This window comes from Streptomyces tricolor (genome assembly GCF_002155905.1).
GTDB classification, from domain to species: domain Bacteria; phylum Actinomycetota; class Actinomycetes; order Streptomycetales; family Streptomycetaceae; genus Streptomyces; species Streptomyces tricolor.
In genome coordinates, this window is sequence record NZ_MUMF01000295.1 from 1 (window position 1) to 11236 (window position 11236).

At 75.1% G+C, this 11236-nt stretch carries 1 protein-coding gene and 1 pseudogene; both read left to right on the forward strand.

All coding sequences use genetic code 11. The annotated features are described in order from the left end of the window. The coding region (locus CCN44_RS21570) for a type I polyketide synthase (RefSeq protein WP_143649896.1) at positions 1–7571 on the forward strand (7571 nt) is incomplete at its 5' end. Positions 7572–7653: 82 nt separating this feature from the next. Next, positions 7654–11236 (forward strand): annotated as a pseudogene (locus tag CCN44_RS21575) (type I polyketide synthase); the annotation flags it as partial.

The following is an 11236-nucleotide window of genomic DNA, read 5'->3' on the forward strand; positions in this document are numbered from 1 at the left end:
TGTGGCCGCCCACCGGCGCCCGGCCCGCCGACGCCGACGAGCTGTACGCCGACCTGCTCCGCCTCGGCCACCCCTTCGGCCCCGCCTTCCGGGGCGTGACGGCGCTGTGGCGGCGCGGTGACGAGGTCTTCGCCGAGATCGCCCTGCCCGAGGAGCAGCGAGCCGGAGCCGAGCGGTTCGGCATCCACCCGGCGCTGCTCGACGCCGCCGTACAGTCCGGGCTGCGGCACGCGGCCACGGCCGACCCGGACGGCACCGGACAGCGGCTGTGGCAGCCCGCCGCGTGGCAGGGGCTCACACTGCACGCCACCGGCGCGACCACGCTCCGCGTGCGGCTGGCCCCGTCCGGATCCGGCCGGCTCTCGCTGGAGGCAACCGACCAGGCCGGCGGCCTCGTCGTGACCCTGGACGCGCTGGGCTTCCTGCCGGTCTCCGCCGACCAGCTGACGGCGGCCACGGGCGACGGCGGCCGGTCCCTGTTCCGCGTCGAGTGGACGGAGCTGCCCGCGGCCTCCGCCGAGACCCAGCAGGTCCCGCAGTGGGTGCCGCTGTTCCACGCGGACGAGGTCGAGATCCTGGCCGGCGCGGCGACCGGCCCCCTGGTCGCCGTGGTCGAGGCCGTGACCCCCCACGGCACCGCCGACGACGCCCTGGCCCAGACCAACCGCATGCTGGCCGTGCTCCAGGCCTGGTTCGCCGCGCCCAGCCTGGAGGAGTCCCGGCTGGTGGTGCTGACCCGCGGAGCCGTGCCCGCCGACGGCGACGGCACGGTGACGGACCCGGCCGGCGCGGCCGTGTGGGGCCTGGTCCGGGCGGCCCAGGCCGAGAACCCCGGCCGGATCGTCCTGATCGACACCGACACCGACCCGGACATCGCCTACGGCACCGCCGTCGAACCGCTGCTCGCCACAGTCCTCGCCGCCGGCGAGCCGCAGGTGGCGGTGCGCGGTGCGGTGCTGTCGGTGCCCCGCCTGGTCCGGGCCGCCGAGGCCGGGCCGGCCGTGGCGTTCCGGCCCGGAGGCACGGTCCTCGTCACCGGCGGCACCGGCTCGCTGGGCGCGCTGCTCGCCCGGCACCTGGTCGAGCGGCACGGCGTACGGCACCTGGTGCTGGCCGGCCGGCGCGGCGCGGAGGCGCCGGGAGCCGCCGAGCTGGCGGCCGAACTCGCCGAACTGGGCGCGGAGTCGGTGTCCCTCGTGGCCGCGGACGTCTCCGACCGGGCGCAGGTCGCCCGGCTGCTGGACGCGGTCCCGGCGGAGCACCCCCTCACGGGCGTGGTGCACACCGCCGGTGTCCTGGACGACGGCGTGATCAGCGCCCTCACCCCCGAACGGATGGCGGGCGTCTTCGGCCCGAAGGCGAACGCCGCCGCCCACCTGGACGAGCTGACCCGCACCCTGGACCTGACGGTCTTCGCCGTCTACTCCTCCGGCGCCGGCCTGTTCGGCTCGGCCGGCCAGGGCAACTACGCCGCCGCCAACGCCTACCTCGACGGCCTGATGGCCCGCCGCCGCGCCGCCGGACTGCCGGCCGTGTCGCTGGCCTGGGGCCTGTGGGAGCAGAGCACCGGCCTGACCGCCCACCTCAGCGCCACCGACCAGGCCCGCATGGGCCGGGGCGGCGTCCGCGCCCTCACCCCCGAGGAGGGCCTGGCCCTCTTCGATGCGGCGCTCGGCGCCGAGCAGGCCCTCGTCGTCCCGATCAAGCTCGACCTCAGGGCCGCCCGCGCCGACGCGGCCTCCGGCGGCACGGTCCAGCCCCTGATGCGCGGCCTGATCCGGGTCACCCGGCAGGCCGCCCGGACGACCGCCGCGGACCGCACCGGCGGCGGCCTGGCCGACCGGCTCGCCGGACTCGCCCCGGACGAGCAGGAGGCGCTGCTCCTGGACGTCGTCCGCGGCCAGGTCGCCACCGTCCTCGGGCACGCCGGGGCCGACCAGGTCAGGGCCGAGAAAGCGTTCAAGGACGCCGGCTTCGACTCCCTCACCTCCGTCGAACTGCGCAACCGCATCCGCGAGGCCACCGGCCTCAGCCTGCCGACCACCGTCGTCTTCGACTACCCGACCCCGCTCGCCCTCGCCCGCCACCTGCACAGCCACTTCGGCCATGTCACCGCCGCCCCGGCCGCCCCGGAACCGGCCGTCGCCACGGCCGACCCCGGCGAGCCGATCGCGATCGTCGGCATGGCCTGCCGGCTGCCCGGCGGCGTCACCGGCCCCGAGGACCTGTGGGACCTGGTGGCGGAGGGCCGCGACGCCATGTCGGGCTTCCCGTCCGACCGCGGCTGGGACCTGGAGGGCCTGTTCGACTCCGACCCCGGACGCGTCGGCACCTCGTACGTCGACCAGGGCGGCTTCCTCTACGACGCCGGCCAGTTCGACGCGGGCTTCTTCGGCATCTCCCCGCGCGAGGCGCTGGCGATGGACCCGCAGCAGCGCCTGCTCCTCGAAACCTCCTGGGAGGCGCTGGAGCGGGCCGGCATCGACCCCCTCGCCCTGAAGGGCACGGACGTCGGCGTCTTCTCCGGCGTGATGACCCAGGGCTACGGCTTCGGCGGCGAACTCCCGCCCGAGCTCGCCGGGTTCACGGCCACCGGCTCCGCCGGCAGCGTGGCCTCCGGCCGGGTGTCGTACGTCTTCGGACTGGAAGGTCCCGCGGTGACCGTGGACACGGCCTGCTCCTCGTCCCTGGTCGCCATCCACCTCGCCGCCCAGGCCCTGCGCAACGGCGAGTGCTCCATGGCCCTCGCGGGCGGCGCGACCATCCTCGCCAACCCCTACACCTTCGTGGAGTTCTCCCGGCAGCAGGCCCTCTCGCCCGACGGCCGGTGCAAGGCCTTCTCCTCGTCCGCCGACGGCACCGGCTGGGCCGAGGGCGCGGGCGTCATCGTCCTGGAACGCCTCTCCGAGGCCCGGCGCAAGGGCCACCGGGTCCTCGCGGTGATCCGGGGCAGCGCCGTCAACCAGGACGGCGCCTCCAACGGCCTCACCGCACCCAACGGACCCTCCCAGCAGCGCGTGATCCGCAAGGCGCTGGCCAGCGCGGGGCTGTCGGTGTCCGAGGTGGACGCGGTGGAGGCACACGGCACGGGCACGGTCCTCGGCGACCCGATCGAGGCCCAGGCCCTGCTGGCCACCTACGGCCAGGACCGCGAAGAGCCGCTGTGGATCGGCTCGGTGAAGTCCAACATCGGCCACGCCCAGGCCGCCGCCGGTGTCGCCGGTGTCATCAAGACCGTCGAGGCGCTGCGGCACGCGGTGCTGCCGCCCACCCTCCACGTCGACCAGCCGTCGACCGAGGTGGACTGGTCGACGGGCGCCGTCGAGGTGCTCACCGAGGCCCGCGCCTGGCCGCAGACCGGCCGCCCGCGCCGGGCCGGCGTCTCCGCCTTCGGCGTCAGCGGCACCAACGCCCACGTGATCCTGGAGCAGGCCCCCGAGGAACCGGCCCCGGCAGCGGTGGCCCCGGCCGACGGCGTGCTGCCGATGGTGGTCACGGCCCGCGGCACCGCCGCACTCGCCGGCCAGGCCGCACGGCTGGCCGCGTTCGTCCGGGCGACCGAGGCCGCGCCGGCCGCCGTCGCCGGAGCGCTCGTCGCCCGGCGGGCGGTGCTGCCCGAACGCGCCGTGGTCGTCGCCGGGTCCCGCGAGGAGGCGGCGGCCGGACTGGCGGCGCTCGCCGCGGGCGAGCCCTCGCCGCTCGTCGTCACCGGCTCGGAGAGCACCGGCGGCACGGTGTTCGTCTTCCCCGGTCAGGGCTCGCAACGCCTGGGCATGGGCCGCGAGTTGTACGACCGCTATCCCGTCTTCGCCCGCGCCCTGGACGAGGTCTGCGCCGCGCTGGACGCACGGCTCGCCGGCTGGGCCGACCACGCCGTCAAGGACGTGATCTTCGGCCAGGTCGGCAACGCGGGCGGCGGCCTGCTGGACCAGACGGTGTTCACGCAGGCCGGACTGTTCGCCGTGGAGACGGCGCTGTACCGGCTGGTGGAGTCGTGGGGCGTACGGCCGGACGTGGTGGCCGGACACTCCATCGGCGAGGTCGTCGCCGCGCACGTCGCGGGCGTGCTGTCGCTGCCGGACGCGGCGGCGCTGGTCGCGGCGCGCGGCCGGCTGATGCAGGCGCTCCCGCCGGGCGGCGCGATGGTCGCCGTCGCCGCCACCGGGACGGAGATCGAGGAGTACCTCGGCGCGGGCGTCGACCTGGCGGCGGTCAACGCGCCCGGCTCGGTGGTCCTCTCGGGCGACGAGGGAGCCGTCGAGGCCGTCGCGGAGAAGCTGCGTGAGCAGGGCCGCCGGGTCAAGCGCCTCACCGTCTCGCACGCTTTCCACTCGGCGCTGATGGAGCCGATGCTGGCGGAGTTCGCCGAAGCCCTCGCCGGGCTGACCTGGAACGAGCCGACCATCCCGGTCGTGTCGAACGTGACGGGCCGGCTCGCGGAGCCCGGCCAGTTGACGGACCCGGAGTACTGGGTGGAGCACGTCCGCCGTCCCGTCCGCTTCGCCGACGGGATCAGCGCCACCGGCGGCTCGGTGTTCCTGGAACTCGGCCCCGGCGGTGCACTCAGCGGCGCCATCGCGGAGTCGGCCGGTGAGGACGCGGTGAGTGTCCCTGCCCTGCGGGACGACCGGGGCGAGGCGCAGACGCTGTTGGCCTCCGTCGCGCACCTCTTCGTGCGCGGTGCCAAGGTGGACTGGGCGGCCGTGCTCCCCGAGGGCGCCACCGAGGCTCACGTGGACCTGCCGACGTACGCGTTCGAGCACCGTCACTACTGGTTGCAGACGGCCCCCGCGACCGATGCGGTCGCCCTCGGCCAGAGCACGGCCGATCACCCGCTGCTGGGGGCGGTCGTGGAGGTGCCCGAGACCGGCGGGGTGCTGTTCACCTCCCGGCTGTCGCTGCGCACGCACCCCTGGCTGGCCGATCACGCCGTCGGGGGAGTCGTCCTCGTGCCGGGCACCGGTCTGGTCGAACTCGCCGTACGGGCCGGTGACGAGGTCGGCTGCGGCGTGCTGGACGAACTCGTCATCGAGGCCCCGCTCGTCGTGCCCGAACAGGGAGGCGTCCGCGTCCAGGTCGCCGTCGGCGGCCCCGACGCCAACGGCCTGCGGACCGTGGCGGTCTACTCGGCCCGGGAGAACACCGCCGGCGAGATCGGCGCCGACGCCTGGACCCGCCACGCCACCGGCACCCTGACCGGCACGGCGGCGGACACCCCCGCCTTCGACACCACGGTCTGGCCCCCGGCCGGCGCCGAACCGGTCGGCCTCGACACCACCGCCTTCTACGCCGACCTGGCGAGCCACGGCTACGCCTACGGCCCCGCGTTCCAGGGCCTGCGCGCGGTGTGGCGGCGCGGCGAGGAGATCTTCGCCGAGGTCGCCCTACCGGACGAGCAGCGCGAGGAGGCGGCCCGGTTCGGCCTTCACCCCGCCCTGCTGGACGCCGCCCTGCACACCGACGCCTTCGCCCAGCCGGACGACGGACACAACGTCCTGCCGTTCGCCTGGAACGGGCTGGTCCTGCACGCCGCCGGCGCCGCCGCCCTGCGGGTGCGGATCGCCCCGCGCGGAACCGACGTGCTGTCCCTCGTCGCGGCCGACGAGAACGGCGGTCTCGTCCTGACCGTCGACTCGGTGACCTTCCGCCCGGTGGACGTCGAGCAGCTCGACGCGGCCGCGACGGCCGACGAGGGCCGCGACGCGCTGTTCGGCGTCGCCTGGACCGAACTCCCCGCCCCGGCCGAGGCACCGGCGACTGCACCCACGTGGACGCGGATCGCCACCGCCGCCGACGTGACCGCCCTGAAGGGCGAGGTGCCCGAGGCCGCCGTCCTGGAACTGCACGGCTCCGGTGACGGCGACGGCGACGCGGAGTCCCTCACCCGGACCGCCGCCGCGCTGGCCGTCGTCCAAGCATGGCTCGCCGACCCGGAGTTCGAGGACACGCGGCTGCTGGTGGTCACCCGGGGCGCGGTGCCCGCGGGCGGCGCCGCCACGCTGACCGACGCGGCCGGCGCCGCGGTCTGGGGCCTGGTCCGCGCGGCCCAGGCCGAGAACCCCGGCCGGCTCGTCCTGCTCGACCTGGACCCGGCCACCGACACCCCGGCCGACGACCTCCTCACCGCCGTCCTCGCCACCGCCCTCGCCTCCGGCGAGCCGCAGCTCGCGGCACGCGGCACGGCGCTGTCGGTGCCGCGCCTGGTCCGCGCCCCCGAGGCCGAACCGGCCGTCGCGTTCCGTCCCGACGGCACGGTCCTGGTCACCGGCGGCACCGGCTCGCTCGGCTCACTCGTGGCCCGGCACCTGGTCGAGCGGCACGGCGTACGGCACCTGGTGCTGGCCGGCCGGCGCGGCCCGGAAGCGGAGGGAGCCACCGAGCTGGCGGCCGAACTGGCCGCACTGGGCGCGGAGTCCGTGTCCCTCGTCGCCGCCGACGTCTCCGACCGTACGGCGGTGGCACGACTGCTCGACACGATCCCGGCCGAGCACCCCCTGACCGGTGTGATCCACACGGCCGGCGTCCTGGACGACGGCGTGATCAGCGCCCTCACCCCCGAACGCCTCGCCGGGGTCTTCGCACCCAAGGTGAGCGCGGTACGGCACCTGGACGAACTGACCCGCACCCTGGACCTGACGGCGTTCGCCGTCTTCTCCTCCGCGTCCGGCCTGTTCGGCTCGGCCGGCCAGGGCAACTACGCCGCCGCCAACGCCTACCTCGACGCGGTCGCCCACCAGCGCCGGGCGGCCGGCCTGCCCGCCACCTCGCTCGCCTGGGGCCTGTGGGAGCAGACCAGCGGCATGACCGCCCACCTGGGCACCGCCGACCAGGCCCGGATGAGCCGGGGCGGCGTCCTGCCGATCGGCCCCGCCGAGGGCATGCGGCTCCTCGACGCGGCCCTGGACACCGCCGAGCCGCTCCTCGTCCCGATCAAGCTGGACCTGCGCGCCCTGCGCGCCGACGCGGCAGCCGGACGCGCCGTGCAACCCCTGCTGCGCGGCCTGGTCCGCACCGGCCGCCAGCCGGTCCGCGCCACGGCCGCGGACGGCACCGGCGGACTCACCCGCCGGCTCGCCGGACTCGACCCCGCGGAGCAGGAGGCCCTGCTCCTGGACCTCGTCCGCGGCCACGTCGCGACCGTCCTCGGCCACGCCGGGGCGGAACAGGTCGGCCCCGAGACGGCGTTCAAGGACGCCGGGTTCGACTCGCTCACCTCCGTCGAACTGCGCAACCGGCTCCGCGAGACCACCGGACTCAAGCTCGCCGCCAGCGTCGTGTTCGACTACCCGAACCCGCTCGCTCTGGCCCGCCATCTCCACGCGGAACTGGGCACCACCAACGACGCCCTGTCGCTGGTGCACGAAAAGATCGAGGACATCGAGTCACTGATCGCCGGACTGCTTTCCGACGAGTCCAAGAAGGCCGACATCGTGCTTCGCCTCCAGGGCCTGGTCGCGAAGTGCAACGGAGCGGTCGAGGAGACACAGGGGTCCGCCGTGGCGGAGCAACTGGAATCCGCCTCCGCCGATGAAGTCCTCGACTTCATCAACGACGAACTCGGAATCGTCTGACCGCCACGTTTTCGCGGACCGTCAAACCCTCGGTGAGGAATGGAAGATGGCCACAGAGCAGGAACTCCTCAAGTACCTCAAGCGCGTCACGACCGAACTGCACGACCTGCGCCGTCAGGTCCGGCGGAGCGCGGACGAGCCGGTCGCGATCGTCGGCATGGCCTGCCGGCTGCCCGGCGGCGTGACGACGCCGGAGGAGCTGTGGCGCCTGGTCGCCGAGGGCCGGGACGCCGTGTCCGACTTCCCCGCCGACCGCGGCTGGGACCTGGACGCACTGTTCGACGACGACCCCGACAGGACGGGCACCACCTATGCCCGCCAGGGCGGCTTCCTGCACGACGCCGGCCGGTTCGACGGGGAGTTCTTCGGCATCTCCCCGCGTGAGGCGCTGGCGATGGACCCGCAGCAGCGCCTGCTGCTGGAGACATCGTGGGAAGCGCTCGAACAGGCCGGCATCGACCCGCTCTCCCTGAAGGGCGCGGACGTCGGCGTCTTCAACGGCATCATGGGCGTCGACTACTTCATCGGCGGCAGTCTCCCGCCGGAACTGGAGGGCTACGCCGGCACCGGCGGCGCGGGCAGCGTCGCCTCCGGCCGCATCTCCTACGTGTTCGGCTTCGAGGGCCCGGCCGTGACGGTGGACACGGCCTGTTCCTCGTCCCTGGTCGCCATCCACCTCGCGGCCCAGGCCCTGCGGCGCGGCGAGTGCTCGATGGCCCTGGCCGGCGGCGCCACCGTCATGGCCACCCCGCACACCTTCGTGGACTTCTCCCGCCAGCGCGGCCTCGCGTCCGACGGCCGCTGCAAGTCGTACGCGGACACCGCCGACGGCACGGGCTGGGCCGAGGGCGCCGGCGTGGTCGTACTCGAACGGCTGTCGGAAGCGCAGCGCAAGGGCCACCGGGTCCTCGCGGTCATCCGGGGCAGCGCGGTCAACCAGGACGGCGCGTCCAACGGCCTGACGGCGCCCAACGGCCCGTCCCAGCAGCGGGTGATCCGCAAGGCGCTGGCGAACGCCGGGCTGACCCCGGCGGACGTGGACGCGGTCGAGGGCCACGGCACCGGCACGGTCCTCGGCGACCCGATCGAGACCCAGGCCCTGCTCGCCACCTACGGCCAGGACCGCGAACAGCCGCTGTGGCTGGGCTCGTTGAAGTCCAACGTGGGCCACACCCAGGCCGCCGCGGGCGTGTCCGGCGTCATCAAGATGGTCCAGGCCCTGCGCCATGGCATCCTGCCCGCCACCCTGCACGCCGAACAGCCCAGCACCCGCGTCGACTGGGAGTCCGGCGCCGTCCGGCTCCTCCATGAGACCAGCCCCTGGCCAGCGGTCGACCGGCCCCGCCGGGTCGGCGTCTCCGGCTTCGGCGTCAGCGGCACCAACGCCCACGTGATCCTGGAGCAGGCACCGGAGGAGCCGGAGACCGAGCCGCCGGCTTCGGCCGACGGTGTGGTGCCGGTGCTCGTGTCGGCACGGACCACCGGCGCGCTGGCCGGACAGGCCGGGCGGCTGGCGGCGTTCATCGGCGACAGCGACACCCCGCTGCCGACCGTCGCCGGGGCACTGGTCGCGCGACGGGCCCTGCTGTCCGAGCGGGCCGTGGTCGTGGCCGGGTCGCGGGAGGAGGCGGTGGCCGGGCTGCGGGCGCTGGCCGCGGGCGAGTCGGCTTCTTCGGTGGTCACGGGCTCGGGTGCCGACGGGAAGACGGTGTTCGTCTTTCCGGGGCAGGGGTCGCAACGGGTCGGTATGGGACGGGAGTTGTACGGCCGGTATCCGGTGTTCGCGCAGGCGCTGGACGAGGCGTGCGCCGCGTTGGACGCGCAGCTCGGTGTGGAGCAGTCGGTCAAGGACGTGATCTTCGGGGATGTGGGCGGCGGTCTGCTGGATCAGACCGTGTTCACGCAGGCCGGACTGTTCGCCGTGGAGTCGGCGTTGTTCCGGCTGGTGGAGTCGTGGGGCGTACGGCCGGATGTGGTGGCCGGGCACTCGATCGGCGAGGTCGTCGCCGCGCATGTGGCCGGTGTGCTGTCGCTGCCGGACGCGGCGGCGCTGGTCGCGGCGCGCGGCCGGTTGATGCAGGCGCTCCCGTCGGGTGGTGCGATGGTGGCAGTGGCGGCGACCGAGGAGGAGATAGCCGAACACCTCGGCGATGGAGTCGACTTGGCGGCGGTGAACGCGCCCGGCTCGGTCGTCCTGTCCGGTGACGAGGGAGCCGTCGAGGCCGTCGCGGAGAAGCTGCGTGAGCAGGGCCGCCGGGTCAAGCGCCTCACCGTCTCCCACGCTTTCCACTCGGCGCTGATGGAGCCGATGCTGGCGGAGTTCGCCGAGGCCCTGTCGGGGCTGTCCTGGAACGAGCCGGTGATTCCGGTCGTATCGAATGTGACCGGAAAGCCTGCCGAGCCCGGCCAGTTGACGAACCCGGCCTACTGGGTCGAGCACGTCCGCCGCCCGGTTCGCTTCGCCGAGGGGATCAGCGCCTCCGGCGGCTCGGTGTTCCTGGAACTCGGCCCCGGCGGCGCGCTCAGCGGCGCCATCGGGGAGTCGGCCGGCGAGGACACGGTGAGCGTGCCCGCGCTGCGGGACGAGCGGGGCGAGGCGCAGACCCTGCTGCTGGCCGTGGCGGAGCTGTTCGTGCGCGGGGCGCAGGTGGACTGGGCGGCCGTGCTGCCCGAAGGTGCCACCGAGGCCCACGTGGACCTGCCGACGTACGCCTTCGACCACCAGCACTACTGGCTGCGGATGTCGGAGTCGGTGGTCGACGCGGCGGCCCTGGGGCTGGCCGGTGCCGGGCACCCGCTGCTGGGCGCGGTGGTGCCGCTGCCCCAGTCCGACGGGCTGGTCCTCACCTCCCGGCTGTCGCTGCGCACGCACCCCTGGCTGGCCGACCACGCCGTCGGGGGAGCGGTCGTCATGCCCGGCGCCGGACTGGTCGAACTCGCCGTACGGGCCGGTGACGAGGTCGGCTGCGGGGTGCTGGACGAACTCGTCGTCGAGGCCCCGTTGGTCGTGCCCGAGCAGGGTGCCGTACGGGTGCAGATCACCGTCGGCGGGCCGGACGAGACCGGTACCCGCAGTGTGGAGGTGTACGCGGCCCCCGACGACACCACCGCGGCGGACGGGCCGGCCACCTGGACCCGGCACGCCACCGGGATCCTCGCCCCGGCCACCGGCGCCGCGGCGACCGGCGGATTCGACTTCACCGCCTGGCCGCCGCCCGGCGCCCAGCGGGCCGGGACGGACGACCTGTACGCCGAGCTGGTCGCCCACGGCCACGCCTACGGCCCCCTCTTCCAGGGCCTGCGCGGGCTGTGGCGGCGCGGCGACGAGCTGTTCGCCGAGGCCGCGCTCGCGGAGGAGGACCAGGCCGAGGCCGACCGGTACGGCGTACACCCGGCGCTGCTCGACGCCGTCCTGCACCCGGCCGTCCGGGAGGCCGTCGCCGGCGACGGCGCCCAGGTGTGGCAGCCGCTGGAGTGGAACAGGGTCGTCCTGCATGCCACGGGCGCCACGGTGTTGCGCGCCCGGCTCGTCCGGTCCACCGCCGGCGCCCTGTCGGTGGAGGCCGCCGACGAGACCGGCGGCCCGGTCCTGACCGCCGACGCCGTGACGCTGCGTCCGGTCTCCTCCGACCGTCTGACGACGGCGGAACCCGCCCCGGGCGCGG